Source organism: Pseudomonas sp. HMSC057H01 (assembly GCF_001836405.1).
GTDB lineage: Bacteria > Pseudomonadota > Gammaproteobacteria > Pseudomonadales > Pseudomonadaceae > Pseudomonas > Pseudomonas aeruginosa.
Window position 1 is genome coordinate 213163 of sequence record NZ_KV828512.1, and the last position, 25552, is coordinate 238714.

A 25552-nucleotide genomic window follows, 5' to 3' on the forward strand; every position below is an offset into this window, starting at 1 on the left:
TCGTCCGACATCAAGAGAGCGGTAGCCTTTTTTAGGATCGCTTTCTCCCGCTCCAGCCGGTTGATCCGAGCCTCTAGCTCCTGGATCTTTTGCTGCTCAAGCGTCAACGTCTTGCTCTTCGGGGTCACGCTATCGCGCTCCTGCTGGAGCTGTTTCACCCAACGGCGCAAGGCCGAATCACCACCCCCAGCGAACGGCAGGCGTCGATATGGCTGTAGCCTTGGTCCAACACCAGGGCCGCGGCCTCTCGTTTGAACTCGGCGGAAAACGTACGTCGTTGCTTGCTCATCAGACACCTCTCTCACGGTGAGGATTTTCGCCTAAATCGGTGTCCGGGATCAGTAGACCCCTACAATTCAGTGTCGACAACTCAACAGAATATTTGCCAACTCTTTTGCTCCCTCCAAGTCCAGATACATCGTGGCGTACGACTGTATGAGTAATTTCGGCGGAAGCGCCCAATCCCATTTTTCTTGAACCATGTTCTGTACGTCACCCAAAACGGTAGGCTCATCAATACCACCCCATCCAGCTATCTCTTGCAGTTTGCTCTCAAGCGAAGCCCTATCCCCCTCTACCTCAGTGACCAGACCGACATTCTCGCTGGGTAGCCCCATATGAGTTAACAAGATGGCCAGAGCATCGTTCGCCCAATCTCCTTGCCAGGTAAAGAGGTAAGTCTTACCTCCACTTTCGATCATGCTTGAGTGCGCCAACCCAAGATCCGAGAAGGTGCTACGAGCCTCGGCTAAGAGCTTCTGAGCTGCAGTGTCAAGATAGGGATAGGTGTCCGCCTCAAGTAAAACTGTCCTCATCTCTTGCCTGACACGATCATGGACACGAGCCCCAAGTCCGTCGAAGGACGGTGGAGCACCACCAGGGTCAGATCTCACGACGATAACCTTGGCCTCGGTATCCACATCCGTGACTCGCCAGCGTCGTCCAGCAAAGATAATGCGTTGGTCGATAGTCAGTGGCCTGGATACCGGTAATGCTCCAAGTGGTTTGCCATCGCATACCAGGCGGAACTCCTCGTTGCTGACGAATGCACTGTAGAAGTCGTAATGATTGATCATACGCTCACCCAGCACTCCGGGCAGTAGGAGACCCGATGCTTCCTGAGCAATCAAATCGCGCTCGCCAAGAGTACGAAGCAAGCTGAGGAAACTGCCCTGCTCCACTCCGGCGAACGGGCCACTTCGAATCAGAGTACTCCACAGCTCTGCTGCCGTTGCCCCGCCTCGCTGGGTAATCACCGAGAGGCACTGCTGTACTAACGTCGACAAATGCAGCCCCTGAACACGAGGCGGTTCAAACCATCCTTGCATTAGCAGCCTGATCATAGCGATGCTCTGCACCAGGTCTTGGCGAAGCCGAGCCGACAATGGAGAGCCATCATCCAACTGCCGCTCCTTACAGTAGCTTCGGAGAATGGCTGCCTCACCTGGACGGCGACCGGATCGCCCCAAGCGCTGACGGAGGCTAGCAACTGACGGTGGAGGCCCGATCTGCGCTACCGTCTTGATGCTGCCAATGTCCACCCCGAGTTCTAGTGTTGTGGTGCAAACTGCAGTGGCAGGTCGATCACCAGCTTTCAGAGCTTTCTCGGTTTCCTCTCGAATATCCTTCGCCAAACTCCCGTGATGTGGCCAGAACTCGTTCGGCACGCCATCCTGCTCGCAACGCCGCCTCAGGTTATCGGCGAACCACTCCACCTGGGATCGGCTGTTGGGAAAGATCAGGTTATTGCTACCCCTCAACACCTGAAAGAGATGTTCTGCAATGGCATGGTCAGCAGAGAAGACCTCTTCACCCTCAGATATCGCCGATAGGTTCTGTCGAGCCTCCTCATATCCCCTGATTTGAACCTTCAGTACCTGGCTAGCCCCCTTCGACTCAATCACCGATACATGCTCAGGAGCATTGGGACGCAGGAAGGCTGCCGCCAGCGCCATATCTCCAAGTGTCGCGGAAAGCCCTACTCTGGGTAGAGGTCGATCAATGACCAACTCCACACGATGCATAAGCGACTGCAGTTGTTTGCCCCGCTCGCTGCCGATGAAGGCATGCAGCTCATCCACTACCAGGTAGCGCATATTTACAAACAGCCCAGCGAGGCTTGTTCCCCTGTTCACGAATAGCGCCTCAAGCGACTCTGGAGTAATCAGCAGAATGCCTTGCGGAAACTTTAGGAAACGATGTTTGCGGCTTGCGGAAATATCTCCATGCCAAGCGATAACAGGCAGCTCTAAATCATCACAAAGCCTGGTTAGGCGATCCCATTGATCATTGATCAGCGCCTTCAGCGGACTGATATACAGCACAGCTCCAGGCGAGTCCTGATCCTGCAGAAGGTTGCTGAGAATGGGCAGGAAAGCAGCTTCAGTTTTCCCCGCCGCTGTCGCGGCCGCGATAATCACATCCTGATCCGCCCCCAAGAGGGCCGGAATAGCGCGCTCCTGAGCGTCCCGCAGGGACGTCCAGCCCTCGGCCCAGATCCAGCGCTGAATTCTTGGCTCGAGTAATGTGAACCCAGTGGACTCAGAGCTGGAAGGTGGCAAGCTCATCGTCAGCATCTACTTGAGTGTCGGCCTCGCCACCTCTATCCGGCGCAATTTCTACAGCACCCAGGAGGCTTCGCCAGTCGGTTCCAGGGTTCTGCTCCAACACCGCCAGAAGGTTAATGAATGCGGTGATGGTAGTCCTCGGGGTACGGAAGTAGGCCTCTCCCAGCCGCTGATTGCAGTGCCCCATGAACAGCGGCAATGCCTCATCAGGCAGCAAGTACCGCTGGCTATCACCCGCAGCATAGACATGGCGTAGTTTCTGGAGCAGCACGTAGAAATCCTCAGGTGTCAGGCTGACGAGCCGGATAACAGGTCCGGAGAGATCCACCAGCCCGGACTTGGCGAAACTATTTTCCGCTAGACGCGACTGCAGGGCCGGATAGCTGTAAAGGCCACGGCGAGTATCCATCAGGAACTCGGGTGTCCCCCCCAGCACAAAACCAAGCCCCTCTGCTGTCCCCTGCAGAGAGTCGTTCAGGATACGCAGGATCTGCTCGTAGTTAGCGTTACGAGCCTGTGTATTGGAGAGCTTGTACAAGTTGACCAGCTCATCAAGGCACACCATCAGACCACTGAAGCCTGCCAGCCGGACAAACCGAGCAAGCAGCTTGAGCTGATCGTAGACGGACGCATCGTCGACAATGGTTCGCACCCCCAGAGCGGATCGCGCATCGGTTCTTGTGGTGAACTCACCACGCAACCAACGAATCGCTTCAGCCTTTAGCTGCTCGTTGCCTTCTTCAAAACCTTTGCAGTAAGCAGCGATCACCTCGGCAAAATCGTAGCCATTAACCATCTCGGTCAATTGGGCGAGATGCTCACGAATAACTACCTCGCTGTCTTTGCCGGATGCCTTGGCCTCGGTCTTAGCCTGAGAGATAAACCTCTCGACAACTCCCTGCAAAGCACCGCCATCTGGCTTAGTACGGGTAGCCATGTTCTTCGCTAGCTCGGCATACAGCGAACGTGCTTGCCCACCAGTAGCGTGTAGGCGGCGATCCGGGTTCAAGTCCGCATGCATGGTGACGAGCTTGCGTTCCATTGCAATGGAACGCACCAGATTGAGGAAGAATGTCTTACCCGCACCATATTCACCAATCACTACCCGGAATGCGGAGCCGCTCTCGGCCAAACGCTCAACGTCACGAATGAGAGCTTCGAGTTCACCGGCACGTCCGACCTGGATCAGGTGTTGGCCTGCCCGCGGAACAACACCGGCTCGCAGGGATTGAATGACCGCATCGCGATCCTTGGCTCTGATGCTGCTCATAGCGGTAGATTTTCCATGACGTCTGGATTGATTTCGAAGGGATCTTCACCCTCAGTGACGGGCATATCGAAATGCTCGAAGGCCATATCATTGATCTGCTCCAATGCCCCATCGAGCATGAGTTCCATATCGCTTGCTACCGCCTCCAACTCGTCTCGCGTCCACTCATTACGGGATACAAGCACACGTAGAAAGGCGGAGAGATCGGCATCCAATCCGCAGACGCCAGAGGTATCCTCACCGGCCTCTTCAATGGAAACCTCCTCCGGCTCAACAGGCTGCTCGCCGACAAAGACCTGAGCCAACAGCGCTGACACTTGTTCGGTCTCACGCTGCAGTTGAGCAATGCGATCGTGATCCAAAGCAAAGCCGCCAATGGTCTTGGACTGAGTTGCCCCAGGAGCAGCAGGCGTGGCCTGCAATGAACCAGCAGGATTGCCACTGGCTACGACATGAAGGTCGCTGTACAACGATTGCGAATCTAATTGTAGGGTCTTGTAGACACGCTCAAGCAGCTTCACCTCTGCTGGGCTGACCTCACCATCTACTTGCGCCAGGTGGGCAAGGAATGCCGCCACTGCCCTCCTCGCCGAGTCGGCCAAGGGCTCCAGCTTCTTCTTCAAACTCTGGAAAGTTGGCGGCTGGTTGAGCTGCAGACGCAAATGGGCCTTCAGACGCTTCCGATGCGCGCCACTCAAATGGCTCCAAGAGTCGACATGCTGGGATAGCAGCATGATTTCCTTCGGCGAGGTGTCGCCATCGGCAGCCGCCACAGCGCAGGCGAGATCCAAAGTGACAGAAGCGACGCTGTATGCCGGTGAAGCACGTAGATCACCATCTTCAGCCTGGGTCGCGAAGAGCGCCACGCGATCCTCAGGCTTGGGCGTTCTGCTGCCTGCCAGTACATCTGGCTCGATACCAATGTGCAATGATTCCAAAGCTCGGGCCAGTGTGAGGACTTTGTCTCGCGACAAGGCTCCTGCACTCTGCAGCCGCCCCGCCAGCTCACCGAAGCTCATGACCACCATGCCGTCGCCGATGCGTTGCTTCAACTCATCAAGCTCTGCCCGAGCGCCCGCAGGCCAGAGGCTAACAGGTAATTGTAGGAGCCCTTCCAATGCATCTGGTGCGCCAGGATTACGGCCGAGATAACGGCTGTATGGCTCCAATTGCACCGTACATTCGTCGACCAGTTGCTGCAGCTTCTTCCGCGCTGCAGAGGTGGCAGTTACGTCGGGAATTTCGGATAGGCCATCCAATTCCTGGGAAGGTAGCCCCGCAGAGGCGGTGTTGTACTGAAATTTCAACCGAGTTTTGTTCTGTGGGAGGACTATCCCTGCGCCATACCGCTCTTCGTAGCGCATATGAAACAAGCGGGCAAATGCATCCTCACAGCGAGTTACGGGTGTCCGTTTTCCGATGCTGTGATCGGATAGCACCCAGGCCAATGCCCAGTTGGCTGGTAGCGGATGCTTATCGACGGCCAACTGCCCCAAGCCGATACGCAACTCGATAGGCATTTCGTAGCCGTAAGGCAACGGTGTTGGTGGTGTTTCCAAATAGAGTCGAGTAAGCACCGCGCCCTGACGAAGGAAGTCCACGAAGCGGCTTGCATAGTTATTGAAGGAATGGTTCTCACCATAAATTGAGAGCAACCTCTCGACTTCGGCAATGATGCTGGGAGTCTCGGCGGCCGCTGCTCGATCCGTCTTCGCATCGACAAACACCCTGCGTTCCAGACCATAGAAGAACAGGAAGACGTAGCCGATGTTGGCATGCGGGGCTTTCCGACCGCTGGATAGCCATTGTAGATAAGCACGTCGTGCTTCAGGGGAGATGCTGTCGTAACTCGACCAGTAGGAAGTAAGGCGCTCGGCGATATCTACAATACCTCGCGCGACCTTAAGCTTGGGGTTGATCAGGCTGGGCTCCGAGGAACCATAACGGCTGTTCCGATCCTCGCCGACATAAATCATCCCGCCTGAAATCTTCTCTCCGGCAATCTCGATGAATTCGTCCTGAGGTAACCAACGCGCTTTAGAAACGGCCAAATTAGCAGGCGCACTTGGGATTCGATGGGACGGCCGCTCCGATACCTCAAGCGTCACGGTAAACAGCCCGGCGCTATCTCTCCTCTCAGACGATGACGATGACGCTGGAGCCTGAGCCGAAACCTTTTTCTGAGTACGAGTGAGCGTATTTGCCTGTAAGGGAGCGACTTCATCTAGAGAAAATGTCAGATCATGGGACAGAGCTGCATTGTCTGACCGTGTTGCCTTCGAAGAAGAGGGGCGCTTGCTAGGAGGGAAAGCTACGACCGACGGTTTATCGGAGAACCTCACTATCAGCCATACGCCAAAGCCGATAATCGCTACGCCGATCAAAACCATCCAGGCCTGCGTAGGAATAGAAGCGAGAAGGCCCAGCACGATAGCCGCGAGGATCAATCCGCCAGACAAATTGGGCTTCCCTCTACCTCTGCGCTTCCTTGCCATTTCCAATCCACTCTCTACTCAATGCAGGCCGATCGCCAGTATTAAAGATTTCGTCCTCACAGCCAACTCCCAAAATATCCGTATGCTACCTGTCCAACGTAGCACCTACCCTCTCCCCCTCGGCACAACCACCTCCCAGCGCTCACACTTATTCAAATCCCTATACTGCTCCTCACTATCCTCAGTAAACCGCACCATGACGGCTGCGACTTCGCATTGATCGAAGCCGATCTGTGGCTGGAATGACTTAGCGGTTCGCCCAACCACGTTGCCTTGCCTGTCGAGCAGTTGATACCGACCAGCCTCTTCCTTCAACGTCAGCGGATCGCCCTCGCGAAGCGCCTCAATGGCCTTGTGTATCTGGGCATGTGGTGATTGACGACCGGCAAAACCAATATCGATCTCCTTCAGCGTGAGTTGCTGAAAGCGCACCTCCAACCCAGGAAGAGGTTGTCCCTGAAACTCATGCTGCTGAACATCTCTCATCAGGCTGCGACTGAATGGATTGCCGTCAGCGAATTCGCACAACGTCAGGGTCTGTTCGGCTCGCGTCACCCCCACGTAGTACAAACGTCGCTCATCAGCCAGGGTATCGACCTGCGTGCTCCAGCCACCATCCAGCAGAACGACATGGCGGAACTCCAGACCTTTGGCCGAATGCACGGTACCAAGATAGAGGCCGTCCTTGGACTGTTGACGCAATTCACGGGCGTAGTCGTACAGCCAGTCGATCAAGGCACCACTGCCAAGTTGGCAGTCGCCCAATTCTCCTCGCATTTGCTCAAAGGCCGTCTGGAAAAAACTCTTCCACTCGGCTTCCACCAGTTGATTGCTACCCGACAAACGCTGCCATGCGTCAGCCGCGCACAAAGCACCTTTGATTTCTCGCATATAGTCGATTGCAGCCACAAAACTGCGCTGCCGAGTAATGGGTAACGCCGTTTCCTTGTCTGCTGCCAGGAAATAAGGAATATCGTGCTGCTCGCACCAAGCCTGGATCGGCCACAGATAGCGGTGCGTCCGAGCCAGAACCGCACAGCCGTTCCAGCTCCCCTGTTCTAGCGCGAGTAACCGTCCCAACTCCACCATGGCCGCCTGTGCCTGCAGGTTGCCCTGCTCACGGTCGCTCGGGTCGATCAGCAGTCGCATTACCTGACCTTTCCGCTGCTCGTCCCGCTCTTCCCATAGCCCGCCAGCGGGCAGCTCCTGCCGAGCCCTGTCGATCCGGATGGGATTGGCCTCTTTCAGTCGAGCCAAATTCTGGCCAATGAGTTGGTTGGCCGCCTCAATGATGCGCAGGGAAGAACGATAGTTATCGACCAGGAAGCTGGTCGAGGCCTCATAGTCCTCGCGGAAGCGCTCGATATAACGATTATTGGTATCGCGCCAGGCATAGATGTTCTGGTCATCGTCGCCTACCGCCATGATGCACAACCGACCATCTTCCTCCGCGTGCCGCCCAGCCAGAGCACTGACCAGACGGTATTGCAGGTCGTCGATGTCCTGGTATTCATCAACCAAGATGTAACGGTAGCCGCGCAGTAGCTGCTCGCGCAGGTCGTCCTCGCCCTCAATATTGCGCTTACCCTCCAGCAACTCGACGGCATCGCTCAATACTTGTTTGAGGGCTCGCTCGTCGACCGTCGCGCCTCGCTCGAAACGGGTGCCGGTCAAGCGCATGGCCATGCTGTGATAGGTCAGGACGCTGACACCGTAGGCATCGGCCCCGACCAAGGCCAACAGCCGCTTGCGGATCTCGTTCGCCGCGTGGCGGTTGAAGGTCAACGCCACGATGCTGGTCGCTGGTACTCGCCGCACCCGCAGCAGGTAAGCGATGCGATGCACGATCACACGTGTCTTGCCGGAGCCCGGCCCAGCCAGCACCAGCCGATTTATGTCGTCATCGTCGGCGACTATCAGTTTCTGAGTAGTGCTCAGCGACTCGATAATCGATTTCCATGACTCCTCGCTGGTCGCCAGCTTGAGCACGTCCTCCCGCCCATTAAAATGCCGCTTGATAAACGCCTGCTTGGAGTCGGTGAAGTAGTCCAGCACCAGGCGCAACGCCTCAGCCATCTCCTTCAGCGCCACTTCCGCATATTCACGCATCACATGAACCTGAATGCGCTTCTCGCGGTAGTGCTCGTCGAGTCGCAAGTAGTCCTCCTTGAGGAAGGTCTTACGCTTGTCTTCCTTCTTGACCTCGATGGTCATGGCCCGACGCATGACCGTCATGCCGTGGTTGAGGGTCAAAATGTCCTGCCGATGCAAATAAAGCAGGACATGCTCAATCACCTTACGGCGCCTGTTCGGCGGAATCAGATGCGGCAGTTCGAGGTCACCTTCGATCACCTGGAGCAATTCGCCAAAACTCGTTTCGACCAGCAGATCCGCGCCACGCAATCCTGCCGGTAGCTTACCGACCAACAGTTCCAGGAACTTGCTAGCCAATGCACGCCGCACGTCACCAAAGCCAACAATCTTCGCCCAGGAGTGACCACCCTTGATACGCAGTTTGAGGTAGTCACGATTGAGTTGCCTGAGCTCAAGGCTACTGCGCTGCTGATCATCGGCATCATGATCTTGGGCCAGGCTGCGCAACAGCCGCAGCACATGCAGCGGGAGCAGTTCATCCAACCCTGTCGCGGACTTAAGTTCAGCGGTCAATGCCGGCAGATTCAAATCCTGCCAATCGCCATGCTCGGCGTCCGGTGCCTGCTCTGGCAGGCATTGCAACAAAGCCCTTTCCAGCTCCAGGGAGCTGGAAAGGCGTTGACTGGAAGCCCCCGTCACACCATGGCGCACATACAGCGTTATCTGCGAGTCGTTGACCAGCAGCCCCATCTCCTCCAATTGCTTGAGTGCGCTGGCAACCTCTTCCGACTCCAGACTGGTCAACTGCATCAACTGGTCGGTATTCACCCGTTCATCAACATCGGCGCCGTAGAGAAAGCGCAGAATAGCCTTGAACTCCTCCAATCGACGTTGCGGCAACTCGGCCTTCAGCAAGCGCTTCTCGGCCTCTTCCTCGCTCACATCCAGCCGTGCCGGGAAAATCTGCGTATGGTTTTCCTCACGTTTGAGGTAATCACCACGCTCCAGCCAGGCAACCGCCGTAACGACCTTGGTTTCGGCATCACGCTCATCCGCGGAGAAGCTGGTTTCAACATCATCGTCCAGCAGGATTTCACCCGCCGTGATGACCAGCTTGCCGCCCTTACGCCGATTGCTCTCGTTACGCAACTTGCGCAGGATCTGCTGGATGTCGCGGATGCTGAGCTTCGAGCGCTCGCTCATGCCGAACTGGGTTTCGATGTCCTGCGGGTCGTACAACAGCACACAGCGCGCATCGCCCTGATCACGCCCAGCCCTGCCCGCCTCCTGCAGGTAGTTCTCCAGCGAACCTGGTATGTCGGCATGCACGACGAGACGGATATCAGCCTTGTCCACGCCCATTCCGAAGGCGTTGGTAGCTACGATGATTCTCAGTTGCCCAGCCTTGAAGTCGTCCTGAATATCCGTTTTGGTGTTGGGCTCAAGACCGGCATGAAAGTGCTTGCAAGGCCATCCTTGGCCAATCAGGAAATCGGACAGCTCCTCAGCACTCTTGCGACTGGAAACGAAGACGACTGCACCGCCCTCCTGAGCGTCCAGGTGCTCTCGCAATAATCCATCCGTACGCGACCACTTCTCTGCCTTGGTGCAGGGCAGCACATCAAAATGCAGATTGGTTCGCTCGTGCCCTCCGGGGAACACCTTGAACTCAATGCCCAGGCTTTCCCTGAAATGGCTCTGGATATCTGCGAGCACATCAGGCTTGGCCGTCGCGGTAAAACAACCAATCTGCGCCAGCGGTTGATCACCGGTGTACACCCGGATGAAGCGGGAGACATACAGGTAGTCTGGCCGAAAGTCGCTACCCCATTTCGACAGGCAATGCGCCTCATCGAAAATCCAGGCACCGACCTGACGCTGGCGGATCGCTCGCCGGAAAGCCTTGTTGCGGAACTGCTCGGGCGATACCAGCAAAATGCCGACATCGCCCATCTGGATTTTCTCCAGTACCTCGGCGCGCTCCGGCATCGTCAACAGGCCATTCAGCGCTGCGGCGCACTGGACGTTACGTTCCAGCAGCCCGTCGACCTGATCCTTCATCAGCGACTGCAGCGGCGAGACGATGACGGTAAGGCTGCCGTTACGATGAAACCGGTTCAGCGCCGGCAACTGATAGCACAGCGACTTGCCCCCGCCGGTCGCCAGGATGGCCAGGACGTGTTGACCACGCATGCCGGCCAGCACTATATCGTGCTGGAGACTCTCTCCAGGACCCTCGTAACGAAAATCGGGGAAGCCGAAATAGCGCTTCAGCTCGTGGCGTGGGTCATGAGTCGTCTGACAGTACTGACAATCCTCGCGCTCACACGGCATATCACGCAGCTCGGAGATTAGCCGCCCAACCTCTGGAAACTGATGTCGCACCCAGGGCGCCAGTACCGAGTTGCCGCCAGATACACGGAGCCAGGCCAGTGCGTAGGCCAACGGCCAATGCAGATCCTCCCGCTGTAAATCCTCCTCAAGTAGTTGCTCAAGCCGTGCTCGGCATACCTTCAAGTCACGCTGAAGGGCTGGATCCGTCTCTTGCAGCAATTGTGGAAACCGCGCTCGGAGCTCGGGTACAGACACCGGAGACTGCCCAGTCAGGGATGCGAAGAAAGCCCCCAGATCTCCCCGCATACTCGGCGCCAGCAACGCCTGATAGCAGAGAAGCTCCGTCTGGTTGGTCTCGTTCAACTGCGTGAAGGCCTGGCGTTGATCCAGAAAAAGAACCAACGTCGAGCGGCAGTCGGACAACGGCGAGTTGAGGCTGTCACGGATAAGCTTGTAATCCTTGATCAGCCGGTGATACGGGTTTTGTGGAAACGCCAGTGGCGACAGACGCAGGGTGTCGATGACCGGCAGAGCATGCAAAGCCATGCCGGGAAAATGTTCGCGCAAGATAGGCAGATCGTGGTCGATGACATTGTGGCCGAGCACGAAACTCGCCCCGTCGGACAGTGCATCCAGCTGCTGCAAAGCTGGGGACGGGTCTCCAGAGACCTTCAGCTCCAACTCTGCCCCTAAGTCAGGCCGAAGGGCACCGACCATCATGATTCGGGCAGGTTGATTGTTCTTGGGCGGCACTACCTCAAGATCGAATATCAGGCCCTTGGGTTGAGGAAGTGGCGACATCAAACGGGCATTCCCTGCTCAACTGTTACGACAATCATCATTTAGCGCATGAACGATGGAGGTGATGAACATCATCATGCCATCAATCAAGCACCGATAAGAGATATCTAGGCTCCACACAGGCCTTTTAAGGCTTACTTGGAAAACCCAGTTCGCCGGTACTTCTGTGCCGGACTGCGCGGCGACGCGGGGTCGGTCATCTCGATCAAGCCGGCAACCAGGGCAGGCTTGAGGTAGTTGTTGCTAAAGGTCGGACGGTGCGCCAGCCCTAAGCGCTGCATCAATTCGCTGGCTTTGAGGGCCTCACCTGGCGGTAACGCTTGCAGCAGGCGTGCTACTTGATCGCTTACTTGATCGCTTACTTGATCGCCTGAAACACCTTCAAGCAATGCCTGACGCAGGGCAGCCAGCATGAATTCGACAAAAGGCGCCGCCTCTGCTGCCTTGTCAGAAACAGCCAATGCCTCGTAATAAGCATCCTGCTGCTCGCGAATCACACTCTCGACGGGCAAATACGCAAGAACCGCTCGCCATTGGCTGAGTATCAAGGTTTGCCATAGGCGCCCCATTCGCCCATTGCCATCTGCGAAGGGGTGGATGAACTCGAACTCGTAATGGAACACGCAACTGGCGATCAGTGGATGCAGCTCGCAGCGGCTCAGCCATGCCAGCAAATCGTCCATCAACTGCGGAACCCGGTTGGCCGGTGGTGCCATGTGCAGCAAACGTTCTCCTCGATAGATGCCTACACCCCCGCGCCGATAGCTACCGGCATCATCGATCAGCCCGTGCATCAGCAGCGCGTGGGCTGCCAGTAAATCATCACGCAAACTCGGTTGCCACTCGGGCATCACCTCGTAGGCTGAAAAGGCATTGCGCACTTCCTGAATTTCACGCGGCAAACCAAGCACACGCTTGCCATCCAACACAGCAGTGACCTGCTCGACGCTTAACGTGTTGTTCTCAATAGCGAGTGACGCCTGGATAGTACGGATGCGGTTACCCCGACGCAGTTGCGGCGTCAGCGCCCCTTCATGCAGAGCGGACAAATGCCCAACACGCTCCCCAATCTCGGCAGCCAGCGCCAACATGCGTGGCGTTAACGTCAACGGTGGCTGGTATTTTCTCATGCGCTCAACACTCCAACAGTCGATCGCAGTCTACCCATTTCTCAATGCGCAGAGGTACACGCTCAAACCCACTCAGACTATTCGTCACTAAAATAAATCCCTTCGAACGAGCATGTTTGGCAATAATTTAATCGTAAGAACCTCAGTGAGTACCAGCCCTGACCAGCTTTGCACGTAGCTGTCCGGTATGAGCGGCAACACCTTGGTCGTACTTCAGTACTTCCAGGCGCGCAGCAAGTCCATCAATGTCAGACAGATTGCGCTCAGGAGTCGCCGATTTCTCGGCCCAATAAATCAGCTCCATAGAGGTTATGGCACTGAGGATAATTTAATCACAGTGGCGCTTAAACAGCTCCCGCATATGCTGCGGACGGTACCTGATAGTGAAGATGCAGATATTGGTATCAGCATGATACTTCAGCATCAAAACGCCTCGCTCGCCTTACCTGATAATTGATCTCGTTCAGGCATAAACCAGCCGTCACGCCCTTATCATCGAACCAACTTTCCCAGACCTCACCTGCCGGTATGATGATCTTGGTCCTGCCAACCACAACGATGTCGACACGCTTCACCTCACCTGACAACGCAGCTGCTTTGGACAAACACACAGCCTGGCTACAGTTATTCTGAAACACGGCGCCTTGCTCCATTAACCACCTCCGGGGGACATACACAAGGTCCATCACACCCTAGCCCTCAGCCGAGATATGTCAACAGGATATACGCGTTAAGATGTCTCAAAACCGCGAGTTGTAGCAGAGCCAACGCCCTCGCCAGTAAAGCAGCGACCAACACCCCGACGGAACGCATGTGGGCTCAGAGGGAACTCTGGCTGCCCCACCTCCGATTCCATAGCCCTCCTGGATCGCCCCTCAGCTACTGATGCTAATCGGCAGGAACGACCTGAAACGGTTGCCAATGAAAAAATGCCGTTCATCAAAAGGGGTACACCAACTCAAGGCTATTCCTTGTCAAGCGTTTTTATAAGCCGAGACAGGCGCTCCAGCAAATCATCGTAGGTCAGTATCTTGATGCTGGATTTGGCATTCTTCAGCGCGAGAGTTTCCCTCTGCTCTTCTGTCAGGTCTTTCGAGCGTCCAATAACTATCATGCCTTCTGCAGTGTAACTTCCCTGAAGCCAGCCTGGTATATTGGGTACGCCTCTATGTATTTCCTGTATCCAATCTTCTACCTGCTGTAGAGCATGAGTCACCTGGTGCCTAAGGCGATTTTTTTTGGTAAAAATTTTCTTATCGTGTGGCTCAAGTTCGACCAGCACCACACGCTTGTCAGACTGGTGATACTGCAGAACTAGGTCTGCCCGATACTTGCCTATGGGTACTTCGCTGAAGATTGCCGCCAGGTGAGAGTCCAGTATCTGGTAATTTTCCTTCAGGAATCTGTGTAGATCTCTTTCCCGAGTTTTAACCCTGTTCAGTAACCAGCACAACTCAATGAAACTCCTCTCCATTTTTGCCGCCGGGAGGAAGGAAGGCCTCAGGGATTGTAATTTTTTCTTAAGAAGCTCTTGCTTGTCTCTAAGGCGCTTCTGCGACTGGTGTGCACTGGGTGAAACGGAGATGGGAGACATAAGCTCGCTGTACCCAATGGAAAGAACTTTGGCCCGCGACTGGTTAAACTTACCCAAGATGACCGCTGTGACTTCCTTGACCCTGAGCGCTTGGCAGGCTAAATACGGGGTATAGTCATCATCCATGATAAGCACTCCATCCTCTTCGTATAGCAGGAACTCAGTATGTGCCGCATAAGGCATACAATCTCGTATCTGCTCATCCGGCGTATGCAGTGCATAGTCGATGTCTCGTGGTTGCACGACGTCTAGGGGAACGCGGACTCGTGTGCAAACTACTTTGTCCAGATAAGCCTCTTTTATCAGGCTTACTAAATGAATGTTATCCTTTCTCCTAGTCAATTCGGGAGCAATAATGGAGCTCAAGGGCAGAGTGGGATAAATGTAATACTTATATTCAAGCAGGCATTGGACCGTGAAGGAACTGACTGAACCCGGCACGATCTGATTTTTTGGCACCCTAAGCCAGCCGTCCGGGGTACAGATGGACAAGAAAGGCTCAGGAGACTCTTTGCTGACACGAATCGCCATCCTGCCAACCTTTTGCATTAGGTTCTTCTTATCGAAGAGAGTGGCCAGAAACACGAGGACTTCACCGTCCGATTCATAACGTTCGAACAGTACACCACAAGGCTCTCCCTCCAACTCCGAGGAAACGAAGAAGAAGTCTGGCAAGTGGAGCTGCTCCAATAGGCCGATTTCGCGCAGTGCCTCTTCGATAGAAGGCAGTTGGTGCTCGCTAACAACTAGATCCTCCTTAATCAATAGAAGGGCTCGCACCATGTCACCAACGGTGGGATTTTTCGCGAATAGTTTCAGCACCCAGTCTTTGATTTCATCAGCATCAGGAACTCGCTTTTCGCCACCGGAAATATCCAAGAGTAACGCCTTGCGCAACAGCCTGAGCACTGGCTCCACCACAGTTCGCGACTTTCCGCTCGACTCCGAAAATGAGTCAGCGTCCGCTGACAGGTCATTGTATGAATTGACGATTCGTGTTTTCAGATTATCCATTCGTTGCTCCCAGAGACGATATATATATGTTGGCATATCGTACCGACGCGTCCTGATTGCAATACCCCAACAATCAACCCATGTCACGTTTCAACCTCTGTTGCCAGCAGCTCTTATTCAGTTTCTGCCTAGCGTAGCAAGATATAAAAAAAGAACCATTTTATTCAAAAAGTTCTCAGTCATACATCATTGCAGTGCCCCTGCTGTAACCCCCCAAAATTCGCGTCAGTCCACCATGCAATGAAAATCACCGCCGCGGTTGGTACTGTAGGCGATGCCGCTCGCGGCGCCAGTGCTGCCTTGGCCGGAGGTCGGGCTGGTGCAGTAATTGATTCTATTGCTGACCCGCCGGGCAACACGCTCGGACCCGTATCAGGCGCCATTCTCGGAGGACTCGTTGGCGGGACCGGTAGCTGTGCCACTGGCGCCCAGCTCGGTGAGAGACTGGATCATCACGTGCTGGCCAACAACTTATGACTGATCTACGGGCACCACTTCAACCTGCCAGCCTGATCCGACACCCTATCCTCCTCCGCCCCCACTACTCCCGGTTGATGCTGCACTCCCTGCTTTTGCCAGCTATTGCTCAAAAGAAACTCAGCATGGCTCATCAATCGAACAAATGGCCTATGTTGGCCAAATGACCTGCCCCACACTTTCAGTACCAAGTCAAACTTAGTAGAGTCCGTTTTCCGAGCAGGAGACGGCAGTGAAAAAGCGTTTTACCGAAGAGCAGACTCTCGACTTCCTCAACAGGTCGAAGTCAGTGTCCCGGTAAAGGGGCTGTGCCGCCGGCACGGTTTCAGTGATGCCTCGTTCTACACCTGGCGGGACAAGTTCGGCGGCATGACCGTGCCGGATGCCAAGCGCCTGAAGAATCTCGATCTGGAAAACAGCCGGCTGAAGAAGCTGCTCGCCGAGGCCCACCTCGACATCAAGGCGCTCAAAGTAGTCGCCCAGGGAAAGGGTAAGCCCGACAGCGCGACGGGAGGCGGTGCAGGAGATGCAGGCGCGAACTGGCATCTCCGAGGGCAGTGCCTGTCAGTTGATCGGGCTGCCCCGCTCGGTGTTGCGCTACCACCCGCGAGCCAGCGTGCAAAACACCGAGCTACAAGCCCAACTAGTGGAGCTGGCCCCAGCAGCGTCGGCACTTTGGCTATCGCCACCTGCACATCCTGCTGCGGCGTGCTGGCGTGAAGGTCAACCACAAGCGGATCTACCGCCTATACCGAGCCGCTGGCTTGATGGTGAAGCGGCGGAGGCGCCGCCACGGCATCGCGGTGGAGCGCGAACGCTTGAGCCTGCCGAGCGCACCGAACCAAGTCTGGTCGATGGACTTCGTCTTCGACGCGCTCAGCACAGGGCGGCGGATCAAATGCCTGACGGTGGTCGATGACTTCACCAAGGAGTCGGTTGGCATCCTGGTGGAGCACGGTATCAGCAGTTTCACGTCACCCGGGCTCTGGACGAAATGGCACACTTTCGGGGCTACTCGCAGGCGATCCGCACCGACCAAGGTCCCGAGTTCACCGGCAAGGCGCTCAATCAATGGGCCTATCAGCGCGACATCAAACTGAAGCTGATTCAGCCTGGCAAGCCCACGCAGAATGCCTTCATCAAGTCGGTCAACGGCAAGTTCCGGGATGAATGCCTCAACGAGTACTGGTTCTGTTCGCTGGCCGAATCCAGAATCCGCGTTGCGGCCTGGCGACGGGATTACAACGAGCACCGACCGCACAGCGCCATTGGCAATCTCACCCCGGCGGAATTTGCTGCAAGTTGGCGAGCTCGCCAGCAGCAATTGAAGCAGGAAAAATTGATATCAACCCCAGGGCCTACTAACTAGGCAGCGCTACTAAAACTGGGAGCAGGTCACCTATCACTCGGCAGATTGCAGCAAAAAACACCGGCGGAGCAAAAAGTGGGGCAAAATTCGGAGACGCTACAAAAGCACCAGGAATAAAAAATCCAACCACCGCTAAGTGATTGGATTTTCTAGGATATTTTGGTCGGGACGGAGTGATTCGAACACTCGACCCCTTGCACCCCATGCAAGTGCGCTACCAGGCTGCGCTACGCCCCGACTGTACTTCCGAGCTCAGTGGCTGTGCTTCCGAAGTGAGCCGCACTATATACTAAGCTTCTGATAAGTGGAAGTTTTTTTTGCTTCCGTCACTTCTTCAGGACCAGCAGGACTTCCTCCAGCTCGGCGATCATCTGGCGGATGAGCTGCTTGTACTGGGTGACGTCGTCCTTGGCCTCGTCGCCGGAGAGGCGCTGGCGCGCCCCGCCGATGGTGAAGCCCTGGTCGTAGAGGAGCGCGCGGATCTGGCGGATCATCAGCACGTCCTGGCGCTGATAATAGCGGCGGTTTCCGCGGCGCTTCACCGGGTTGAGCTGCGGGAATTCCTGCTCCCAGTAGCGCAGCACGTGGGGCTTGACCGCGCACAAGTCGCTGACTTCGCCGATGGTGAAGTAGCGCTTGCCGGGAATCGGTGGCAGCTCGTCGTTATGACTTGGTTCCAGCATATGCCTCAACCCTGGCCTTCAGTTTCTGCCCTGGACGAAAGGTGACAACGCGGCGGGCCGTGATCGGGATTTCTTCACCGGTCTTCGGGTTGCGTCCGGGGCGCTGGCGCTTGTCGCGCAGGTCGAAGTTGCCGAAACCGGACAGCTTGACCTGCTCGTTGTGCTCCAGCGCCTGGCGGATCTCTTCGAAGAACAGCTCCACCAACTCCTTGGCTTCCCGTTTGTTCAGGCCCAGCTCTTCGTACAGACGTTCCGCAATTTCAGCTTTCGTCAGAGCCCCCATACGCTATTTCCTTAACGTGGCATTGAACCTTTCTTCCAACGACGTGACGATGTTCTGCGTCGTGCTATTGACTTCATCGTCATTAAGAGTGCGCGATGGATGCTGCCAGGTCAAGCCGACGGCAAGGCTTTTTCTATGCGGATCAATGCCTTTACCGTGATACACATCAAACAGCCTGAGGTCCGTCAGCCATTCGCCGGCCGCCGCACGGATTTGTGTCAGGATGTCTTGCGCCGGCACGTCCTGGTCCACCAGCAGCGCCAGGTCGCGGCGTACTTCGGGGAAGCGCGACAGCTCGCGGAACTTCGGCAGGTGGCCGTCGACCACTTCGGCCAACAGCAGCTCGAAGAGGAACACCGGCTGCTCGAGGTCGAGTTTCTTCGCCAGTTCCGGATGCAGCGCGCCCAGGTAGCCGACCAGCCGCCCTTCCCGCTCGATGCGCGCGGTCTGCCCCGGGTGCAGCGCCGGGTGCTCACCGGGCACGAAGCTGAAGTCGCCGAGGGCGCCGGCACTGGCCAACACTGCCTCGACATCGGCCTTGGCGTCGAAGAAGTCCACGCCGTCACGGCCGTTGGCCCAGCCTTCCGGCAGGCGCTTGCCGCAGATGGCGCCGGCGAGCATGGCTTCCTGCTTCAAGCTTTCCAGTTGACCGACGAAGCGCAGGCCGCTTTCGAACAGGCGGACCCGCGACTGCTGGCGGTTGAGGTTGTGCTGCAGCGCCTTGACCAGGCCCGGCCAGAGACTGGAACGCATCGCCGCCATGTCGGCGGAGATCGGGTTGGCCAGGGTCAGCGGCTGGGTGCCCGGATCGAACAGTTCGAACAGGGCCGGATCGATGAAGCTGAAGGTGATCGCTTCCTGGTAGCCGCGGGCGACCAGCAGGCGCCGCAGCAGCGGCAGCGCGGCGCGCGCTTCCGGCTTGTTGTTCGGCGCCAGGCGCGCCTGCGGGTAGCGCACCGGCAAGCGGTTGTAGCCGTAGAGACGGGCCAGTTCCTCGATCAGGTCGACTTCCAGGGAAATGTCGAAGCGATGGCTCGGTACGCCGACCGACCACTGCCCTTCCCCGTCGGCTACCACCGTCAGCTCCAGGGCTTGCAGCAGGCGCACGATCTCGGCGGCGTCCAGCGGCATGCCGAGCATCTGGGTCACGCGCTCGGCGCGCAGGGTGATCGGCGCTACCTTCGGCAGGTGCGCTTCGCTGACCTGCTCGACGATCGGCCCCGGCTCGCCGCCGACGATGTCGAGGATCAGGCGCGTCGCGCGCTCCATGGCCTTGCGCGCCAGCTGGCTGTCGACGCCGCGCTCGAAGCGATGCGAGGAGTCGGTGTGCAGGCCATAGGAGCGAGCCTTGCCGGCCAGGGCGATGGTGTCGAAGAACGCGGCTTCGAGGAACAGGTCGCGGGTGCTGTCGCTGACGCCGCTGTGCTCACCACCCATCACCCCGGCGATGGCCAGGGCGCGCTGGTGGTCGGCGATCACCAGGGTGTCGGCGCGCAGGGTGATTTCCTGGCCGTCGAGCAGGACCAGCTTCTCGCCGTCCTCGGCCATGCGCACGCGCACGCCGCCGTTGATCTCGGCAAGGTCGAAGGCATGCATCGGCTGGCCCAGTTCGATCATCACGTAGTTGGTGACGTCGACCACCGGGTCGATACTGCGAATGTCGGAACGGCGCAGGCGCTCGACCATCCACAACGGGGTCGGCCGGCTCAGGTCGACGTTGCGGATCACCCGGCCGAGATAGCGCGGGCAGGCGGCCGGCGCGTCGAGTTCGACCGGACGGGTCTCGTCGTGCTGCGCGGCGACCGCATCCACCGCCACCGGCGCCAGCGGTACGTCGTAGATGGCGCTGACTTCGCGGGCCAGGCCGGCGAGCGACAGGCAGTCACCGCGGTTCGGGGTCAGGCCGACCTCGATGGTGTAGTCGTCCAGCTCCAGGTAGGTGCGGACGTCCTGGCCGACCGGCGCGTCAGCCGGCAGCTCGAGCAGACCGGCGTTCTCTTCGCTGATCTGCAATTCCTTGGCCGAGCAGAGCATGCCGAAGGACTCGACGCCACGCAGCTTGGCTTTCTTGATCTTGAAGTCGCCCGGCAGTTCGGCGCCGATCATGGCGAAGGGAATCTTCAGGCCCGCGCGCACGTTGGGCGCGCCGCAGACGACCTGGAAGGTCTCGCTGCCGTTGCTGACCTGGCAGACGCGCAGCTTGTCGGCGTCCGGATGCTGTTCGGTCGAGAGCACCTCGCCGACCACCACGCCGCTGAAGGCGCCGGCGACCGGCAGGTCGGCGTCGACCTCGAGGCCGACCATGGACAGGCGAGCGACCAGCTCGTCATGGGAAACCTGCGGATTTGCCCAGCTCCGCAGCCACTTTTCACTGAATTTCATCCTGTTCTCCTAAGGAATCCGGTTGCGTTCTGGCCTAGCGGAATTGTCCGAGGAAGCGCAGATCGTTATCGAAGAACAGACGCAGGTCGTTCACCCCGTAGCGCAGCATGGCCAGGCGCTCGGCGCCCATGCCGAAGGCGAAGCCCTGGAATTTCTCGGGATCGATGTTGGACATGCGCAGCACGTTCGGGTGCACCATGCCGCAACCCATGACTTCCAGCCAGCCGGTCTGCTTGCACACGCGGCAGCCGTTGCCGCTGCAGATCACGCACTGGATGTCCACTTCGGCCGACGGCTCGGTGAAGGGGAAGAAGGACGGACGGAAGCGCACTTCGAGCTGCTTCTCGAAGAAGGCGCGGAGGAATTCCTCGATGGTGCCCTTGAGGTCGGCGAAGCTGACGCCCTCGTCCACCAACAGGCCTTCCACCTGGTGGAACATCGGCGAGTGGGTCAGGTCGGAGTCGCAGCGGTAGACGCGCCCCGGGCAGACAATGCGGATCGGCGGCTGCTGGGACTCCATGGTCCGCACCTGCACCGGTGAGGTGTGGGTACGCAGCAGCATGTTCGCATTGAAATAGAAAGTATCGTGCATGGCACGCGCCGGGTGGTGGCCCGGAATATTGAGCGCTTCGAAGTTGTGGTAGTCGTCTTCGACTTCCGGGCCTTCGGCGACTTCGTAGCCGATGCGGCTGAAGCACTGCTCGATGCGCTCCAGCGTGCGGGTGACCGGATGCAGGCCGCCGCTCAGCTGGCCACGACCGGGCAGGGTGACATCGATGCGCTCCGCGGCCAGCCGGGCGGCCAGCGCGGCCCCTTCCAGCTCGGTCTTACGCGCGTTCAGCGCATCCTGGACCTTTTCCTTGGCCACGTTGATCAGCGCGCCGACCTTCGGCCGCTCTTCGGCCGGCAGGTCGCCCAGGGTCTTCATCACCTGGGTCAGTTCGCCTTTCTTGCCGAGGTAGTGAACCCGGATCTGCTCCAGGGCATTGACGTCTTCGGTGTGTCGCACAGCCTCCAATGCTTGAGAGACCAGCGCATCCAGGTTTTCCATGTATGGACTCCAGATACAAAATAGGGGAAGAGCGGTAAGGCTCTTCCCCTATCGGTGACGTTACGTCCGGACCGAAGTCCGGTGATTGTCGTAGGGCTTAAGCCAAGCTTGCCTTCGCTTTCTCGACAATCGCGGTAAACGCCGCTTTTTCGTTCACTGCCAGATCGGCCAGGACCTTACGGTCGATCTCGATGGCCGCCTTTTTCAGGCCGGCGATCAGGCGGCTGTAGGACAGACCGTTCTGACGAGCACCAGCGTTGATACGGGCGATCCACAGTGCGCGGAACTGACGCTTGCGCTGACGACGGTCACGGTAGGCGTATTGGCCAGCCTTGATCACCGCCTGCTTGGCAACGCGGAACACGCGCGAGCGTGCACCGTAGTAGCCCTTGGCGAGCTTCAGAATTTTCTTGTGACGACGACGGGCGATAACGCCACGCTTAACACGAGCCATGAATTAATCCTCTACCTTAATAATCAGCGCAGACGCAGGGAGCGTTCTACGCGCGCAACGTCAGACTTGTTCAGCATCGAGGTGCCGCGCAGTTGACGCTTACGCTTGGTGGTCATCTTGGTCAGGATGTGGCTCTTGAAGGCGTGCTTGTGCTTGAGGCCACCAGCAGTCTTCTTGAAGCGCTTGGCCGCGCCACTTTTGGTCTTCATCTTTGGCATGTTCGGATACTCCGCATTGAGTGATTACGCATAACCGCAAGGCCTGCCAGTGCCCTGGTGGTTACTTTTTCTTCTTGGGAGCGATGACCATCATCAGCTGGCGTCCTTCCAGCTTAGGATGCTGCTCGACGGTGCCGTACTCCACGAGGTCGGCTTCGACCCGCTTCAACAGCTCCATCCCCAGCTCCTGGTGAGCCATCTCACGGCCGCGGAATCGCAGGGATACCTTGGCCTTGTCCCCTTCACTAAGGAAACGTACCAGGTTGCGTAGTTTTACCTGGTAATCCCCTTCTTCCGTCCCTGGACGAAACTTGATTTCTTTGACCTGCGCCTGCTTCTGGTTCTTCTTGGCGACCGCAGCCTGCTTCTTCTTCTCGAACAGGTGCTTGCCGTAGTCCATGATGCGGCAGACAGGAGGCACCGCGTCGGCCGAAATCTCAACCAGGTCCAGCTTCGCCTCTTCGGCTAGGCGGATCGCCTCATCGATCGAAACAACACCAACCTGCTGGCCATCAGCTCCAATCAACCGTACCTCACGAGCCGAGATGTTCTCGTTGATCGGGGGTTTCGGTTGAGCTCGCTTATCCTGTCTCATTTCACGCTTAATAATGATTACTCCGAGTCTTGGCGACCACGCCGGGAAACCGCCTGTGCCAACAGCTCAGCGAACTGGGTGACGGGCATGGAGCCCAGGTCTTCCCCTTCGCGCGTACGCACCGCGACGGCCTTCGATTCAACTTCCCGATCTCCAATAACCAAGAGATAGGGAACCTTGAGCAAAGTATGCTCGCGGATTTTAAAGCCGATCTTCTCGTTTCTCAAGTCGGACTTGGCACGGAATCCGCTTTCCCCGAGGATCCGCACCACCTCGGCGGCGAAATCGGCCTGCTTGTCGGTGATATTCATCACCACCGCCTGGGTCGGCGCCAGCCAGGCCGGGAAGGCTCCGGCGTAGTGCTCGATGAGCATGCCGATGAAGCGCTCGAAGGACCCGAGGATCGCACGGTGCAGCATCACCGGGCGCTTACGGTTGTTGTCCTCGGCGATGTAGCTGGCGTCCAGGCGCTCCGGCAGGTTCGGGTCGTACTGCAGGGTGCCGCACTGCCAGTTACGGCCGAGGCAGTCCTTCAGGGTGAACTCGATCTTTGGCCCATAGAACGCGCCCTCGCCCGGCTGGTATTCCCAGGCCAGGCCGGATTCGTTCAGCGCATCGGCCAGCGCGCCTTCGGCGCGATCCCACAGCTCGTCGGAACCGACGCGCTTGGCCGGACGGGTCGACAGCTTCATGGCGATGTCGGTGAAACCGAAGTCGCGGTAGACCTGCAAGGTCAGCTTGATGAAATCGGCCGCTTCCTTCTTCACCTGCTCTTCGGTGCAGAAGATATGCGCGTCGTCCTGGGTGAAGCCGCGTACGCGCATGATCCCGTGCAGCGCGCCGGACGGCTCGTTGCGGTGGCAGGCGCCGAACTCGGCGAGGCGCAGCGGCAGGTCGCGGTAGGACTTCAGGCCCTGGTTGAAGATCTGCACGTGGCACGGGCAGTTCATCGGCTTGACCGCGTAGTCGCGGCTTTCCGAGGAGGTGGTGAACATGTTCTCGGCGTAGTTCGACCAGTGGCCCGAACGCTCCCAGAGGATGCGGTCGACCACCTGCGGGGTACGCACTTCGACATAGCCATGGTCGCGCTGGACCTTGCGCATGTACTGCTCGAGCACCTGGTAGACGCTCCAGCCATTCGGGTGCCAGAACACCATGCCCGGCGCTTCTTCCTGCAGGTGGAACAGGTCGAGCTGCTTGCCGATGCGGCGATGGTCGCGCTTCTCGGCCTCTTCGATGCGCTGGATGTAGGCCGCCAGTTGCTTCTTGTCGGCCCAGGCGGTGCCGTAGATGCGTTGCAACTGCTCGTTCTTCGAGTCGCCGCGCCAGTAGGCGCCGGAAATCTTGGTCAGCTGGAACGCCTTGAGGAAGCGGGTGTTCGGCACGTGCGGGCCGCGGCACATGTCCACGTACTCCTCATGGAAGTACAGGCCCATGGCCTTCTCGTCCGGCATGTCGTCGATCAGGCGCAGCTTGTAGTCTTCGCCACGGGACTTGAACAGCTCGATGACCTCGGCGCGCGGGGTCATCTTCTTGATCACGTCGTAGTCCTTGTCGATCAGCTCGCGCATGCGCTGCTGGATCGCCGCCATGTCCTCGGGGGTGAAGGGGCGCTCGAAGAAGATGTCGTAGTAGAAGCCTTCCTCGATCACCGGGCCGATGACCATCTTCGCGGTCGGATAGAGCTGCTTGACCGCATGGCCGACCAGGTGGGCGCAGGAGTGGCGGATGATCTCCAGTCCTTCCTCGTCCTTGGGCGTGATGATCTGCAGGGTCGCGTCGCGATCGATGGTGTCGCAGGCGTCGACCAGGCGGCCGTCGACCTTGCCGGCGAGGGTCGCCTTGGCCAGGCCTGCGCCGATGGATTGGGCCACCTCGGCCACGGAGACCGGGTGATCGAAGGAACGTTGACTGCCGTCGGGAAGAGTAATGATGGGCATGGCGCCTCCTCTCCTAGTGGTGACCCCTACCAAAGGCCACGTGGGTTGGGATGTGCCAGTAAGCGTCGCCCGCCGGGCCGGCCTGCCTCACAGTGGCAGGCGCCTTGCGGCACCCCTGCGCCGAAGCGCGCGGACGGAGATCACTGGGAATGGATACTGACGAAAAACGCCGGAGCTGATCCGGCGCGAAGCGCCCATGGTAAAGCATCCGCGGCGAGCTGACGAGCGGTCAGTTCGCCCGGCCTCGCTTCAGGACGTTTCCACGTCCGGCGCAACGCCATCGACGCGCGCCAGGAACTCCAGCACCGACCGGTTGAAAGCCGCCGGACGGGTGGCATTGAGGCCATGGGACGCGCCCTGGATGCGTTGCAGCTCGGCGCGCGGCAGGGCCGCCGCCAGCGCCTCGGCGGTGGCCGGGAATGGCAGCGGGCTGCGTTCGCCATTGAGGATCAGGCTCGGCAGGTCGATCGAGCGCAGTTCCGACAGCGCCAGCGCCGGCGGCTGGTCGGCCACCTGCCCGACCAGGGTCATGGCGTTGTCCAGCGTCATTCGGCGGAACGTCGCCGACGAGCGTTTCCATACCCCGGCGCCGCTCACCGTATCGACGAACAGTTCCAGTCCCCGTTCCGCCTCGCCGCCACGGATCAATTCGAGCGCCTGGCGCCGGAACTGGTTGCGTTCCAATGGTTCCTCGGGCGCAGGCAGGCCGGCGTGGGCGTAGACCTCGGCGGCATAGTCGCCGCCGGGATCGGCCAGGCTCAGCGAACGCAGGGCGTCCGGAGCGGCCAGCGCCAGGCGCAA

16 protein-coding genes, 1 tRNA gene and 4 pseudogenes are annotated in these 25552 nt (G+C 58.1%); 2 read left to right on the forward strand and 19 right to left on the reverse strand.

What is annotated here, in order from left to right:
- From HMPREF2581_RS33070 to HMPREF2581_RS25745, 9 genes and pseudogenes are all read right to left on the reverse strand, one after another.
- Positions 1–289 (reverse strand): annotated as a pseudogene (locus HMPREF2581_RS33070) (transposase); the annotation flags it as partial.
- A 67-nt stretch (positions 290–356) separates the two neighbouring features.
- Positions 357–2567, reverse strand: a complete 2211-nt coding sequence (locus tag HMPREF2581_RS25720) for a DEAD/DEAH box helicase (RefSeq protein ID WP_003138851.1) — start codon at positions 2565–2567, stop codon at positions 357–359.
- Positions 2542–3837 (reverse strand): ATP-binding protein, encoded by a 1296-nt coding sequence (locus HMPREF2581_RS25725; RefSeq protein ID WP_003138850.1) that lies wholly within the window; start codon positions 3835–3837, stop codon positions 2542–2544. Before HMPREF2581_RS25725 ends, HMPREF2581_RS25720 begins: the two co-directional genes overlap by 26 nt.
- Positions 3834–6332 (reverse strand): tellurite resistance TerB family protein, encoded by a 2499-nt coding sequence (locus tag HMPREF2581_RS25730; protein ID WP_003138849.1) that lies wholly within the window; start codon positions 6330–6332, stop codon positions 3834–3836. Before HMPREF2581_RS25730 ends, HMPREF2581_RS25725 begins: the two co-directional genes overlap by 4 nt.
- A 105-nt stretch (positions 6333–6437) precedes the next feature.
- A complete protein-coding gene (locus HMPREF2581_RS25735) occupies positions 6438–11561 on the reverse strand; it encodes a RecQ family ATP-dependent DNA helicase (RefSeq protein ID WP_003138848.1) in 5124 nt (1707 codons plus the stop codon).
- 134 nt (positions 11562–11695) lie between these two features.
- On the reverse strand, positions 11696–12691 hold the full coding sequence (locus HMPREF2581_RS25740; protein WP_003138847.1) for a Fic family protein: 996 nt from the start codon (positions 12689–12691) through the stop codon (positions 11696–11698).
- Positions 12692–12695: 4 nt separating this feature from the next.
- A pseudogene (gene vapC / locus HMPREF2581_RS33370) lies at positions 12696–13115 on the reverse strand (tRNA(fMet)-specific endonuclease VapC).
- Positions 13115–13344, reverse strand: a pseudogene (gene vapB, locus HMPREF2581_RS33665) (type II toxin-antitoxin system VapB family antitoxin). The pseudogenes vapC and vapB overlap by 1 nt, the downstream one beginning before the upstream one ends.
- 311 nt (positions 13345–13655) lie before the next feature.
- Positions 13656–15299 carry a Shedu immune nuclease family protein gene (locus HMPREF2581_RS25745; protein ID WP_003138845.1) on the reverse strand — a complete coding sequence of 548 codons (1644 nt, stop codon included), beginning with the start codon at positions 15297–15299 and terminating at the stop codon, positions 13656–13658.
- Positions 15300–15539: 240 nt separating this feature from the next.
- Here HMPREF2581_RS25745 and HMPREF2581_RS33670 point away from each other — a divergent pair, with 240 nt between their 5' ends.
- Complete coding sequence (locus HMPREF2581_RS33670) at positions 15540–15776, forward strand: hypothetical protein (RefSeq protein ID WP_071535526.1); 237 nt, start codon at positions 15540–15542, stop codon at positions 15774–15776.
- Between the two features lie 232 nt (positions 15777–16008).
- A pseudogene (locus HMPREF2581_RS32585) lies at positions 16009–17145 on the forward strand (IS3 family transposase).
- Positions 17146–17305: 160 nt separating this feature from the next.
- On the opposite strand, the gene HMPREF2581_RS25760 reads toward HMPREF2581_RS32585, so the two are convergent.
- The 10 genes from HMPREF2581_RS25760 to HMPREF2581_RS25805 form a co-directional block, all read right to left on the reverse strand.
- Positions 17306–17382 (reverse strand) — tRNA-Pro (locus HMPREF2581_RS25760).
- An 89-nt stretch (positions 17383–17471) separates the two neighbouring features.
- Positions 17472–17828: a MerR family transcriptional regulator gene (locus tag HMPREF2581_RS25765; RefSeq protein ID WP_003090655.1), complete on the reverse strand. Its 357-nt coding sequence runs from the start codon at positions 17826–17828 to the stop codon at positions 17472–17474.
- Positions 17809–18111, reverse strand: coding sequence for an integration host factor subunit alpha (gene ihfA, locus HMPREF2581_RS25770; protein ID WP_003090661.1), 303 nt, complete (start codon positions 18109–18111; stop codon positions 17809–17811). The genes HMPREF2581_RS25765 and ihfA overlap by 20 nt, the downstream gene beginning before the upstream one ends.
- A gap of 3 nt (positions 18112–18114) precedes the next feature.
- Entirely contained in the window at positions 18115–20493 is a 2379-nt protein-coding gene (pheT, locus tag HMPREF2581_RS25775; RefSeq protein ID WP_003138844.1) for a phenylalanine--tRNA ligase subunit beta, read from the reverse strand.
- Between the two features lie 34 nt (positions 20494–20527).
- Positions 20528–21544 carry a phenylalanine--tRNA ligase subunit alpha gene (pheS, locus tag HMPREF2581_RS25780; protein WP_003090666.1) on the reverse strand — a complete coding sequence of 339 codons (1017 nt, stop codon included), beginning with the start codon at positions 21542–21544 and terminating at the stop codon, positions 20528–20530.
- Between the two features lie 97 nt (positions 21545–21641).
- Complete coding sequence (gene rplT, locus HMPREF2581_RS25785) at positions 21642–21998, reverse strand: 50S ribosomal protein L20 (protein ID WP_003099086.1); 357 nt, start codon at positions 21996–21998, stop codon at positions 21642–21644.
- A 23-nt stretch (positions 21999–22021) separates the two neighbouring features.
- Positions 22022–22216 carry a 50S ribosomal protein L35 gene (gene rpmI / locus HMPREF2581_RS25790; protein WP_003090673.1) on the reverse strand — a complete coding sequence of 65 codons (195 nt, stop codon included), beginning with the start codon at positions 22214–22216 and terminating at the stop codon, positions 22022–22024.
- Between the two features lie 61 nt (positions 22217–22277).
- The gene (gene infC / locus HMPREF2581_RS25795) at positions 22278–22829 is read right to left on the reverse strand and encodes a translation initiation factor IF-3 (RefSeq protein WP_003119938.1); all 552 of its coding nucleotides are present in this window, start codon (positions 22827–22829) and stop codon (positions 22278–22280) included.
- Entirely contained in the window at positions 22829–24751 is a 1923-nt protein-coding gene (gene thrS / locus HMPREF2581_RS25800; protein WP_003090677.1) for a threonine--tRNA ligase, read from the reverse strand. Before thrS ends, infC begins: the two co-directional genes overlap by 1 nt.
- Positions 24752–25000: 249 nt before the next feature.
- Positions 25001–25552 (reverse strand): alpha/beta fold hydrolase (locus HMPREF2581_RS25805; protein ID WP_003138843.1); only part of this gene is annotated, 552 nt, incomplete at its 5' end.

Excerpts from the sequence above, each read along its gene's own strand:
- HMPREF2581_RS25735 (WP_003138848.1), bottom strand. The coding sequence starts at position 11,561 with ATGTCGCCACTTCCTCAACCCAAGGGCCTGATATTCGATCTTGAGGTA.
- HMPREF2581_RS33670 (WP_071535526.1), top strand. The coding sequence starts at position 15,540 with ATGAAAATCACCGCCGCGGTTGGTACTGTAGGCGATGCCGCTCGCGGC.
- HMPREF2581_RS25740 (WP_003138847.1), bottom strand. The coding sequence starts at position 12,691 with ATGAGAAAATACCAGCCACCGTTGACGTTAACGCCACGCATGTTGGCG.
- pheT (WP_003138844.1), bottom strand. The coding sequence starts at position 20,493 with ATGAAATTCAGTGAAAAGTGGCTGCGGAGCTGGGCAAATCCGCAGGTT.
- HMPREF2581_RS25745 (WP_003138845.1), bottom strand. The coding sequence starts at position 15,299 with ATGGATAATCTGAAAACACGAATCGTCAATTCATACAATGACCTGTCA.
- thrS (WP_003090677.1), bottom strand. The coding sequence starts at position 24,751 with ATGCCCATCATTACTCTTCCCGACGGCAGTCAACGTTCCTTCGATCAC.
- HMPREF2581_RS25720 (WP_003138851.1), bottom strand. The coding sequence starts at position 2,567 with ATGAGCTTGCCACCTTCCAGCTCTGAGTCCACTGGGTTCACATTACTC.
- ihfA (WP_003090661.1), bottom strand. The coding sequence starts at position 18,111 with ATGGGGGCTCTGACGAAAGCTGAAATTGCGGAACGTCTGTACGAAGAG.
- HMPREF2581_RS25730 (WP_003138849.1), bottom strand. The coding sequence starts at position 6,332 with ATGGCAAGGAAGCGCAGAGGTAGAGGGAAGCCCAATTTGTCTGGCGGA.
- HMPREF2581_RS25765 (WP_003090655.1), bottom strand. The coding sequence starts at position 17,828 with ATGCTGGAACCAAGTCATAACGACGAGCTGCCACCGATTCCCGGCAAG.
- HMPREF2581_RS25725 (WP_003138850.1), bottom strand. The coding sequence starts at position 3,837 with ATGAGCAGCATCAGAGCCAAGGATCGCGATGCGGTCATTCAATCCCTG.
- rpmI (WP_003090673.1), bottom strand. The coding sequence starts at position 22,216 with ATGCCAAAGATGAAGACCAAAAGTGGCGCGGCCAAGCGCTTCAAGAAG.
- pheS (WP_003090666.1), bottom strand. The coding sequence starts at position 21,544 with ATGGAAAACCTGGATGCGCTGGTCTCTCAAGCATTGGAGGCTGTGCGA.
- rplT (WP_003099086.1), bottom strand. The coding sequence starts at position 21,998 with ATGGCTCGTGTTAAGCGTGGCGTTATCGCCCGTCGTCGTCACAAGAAA.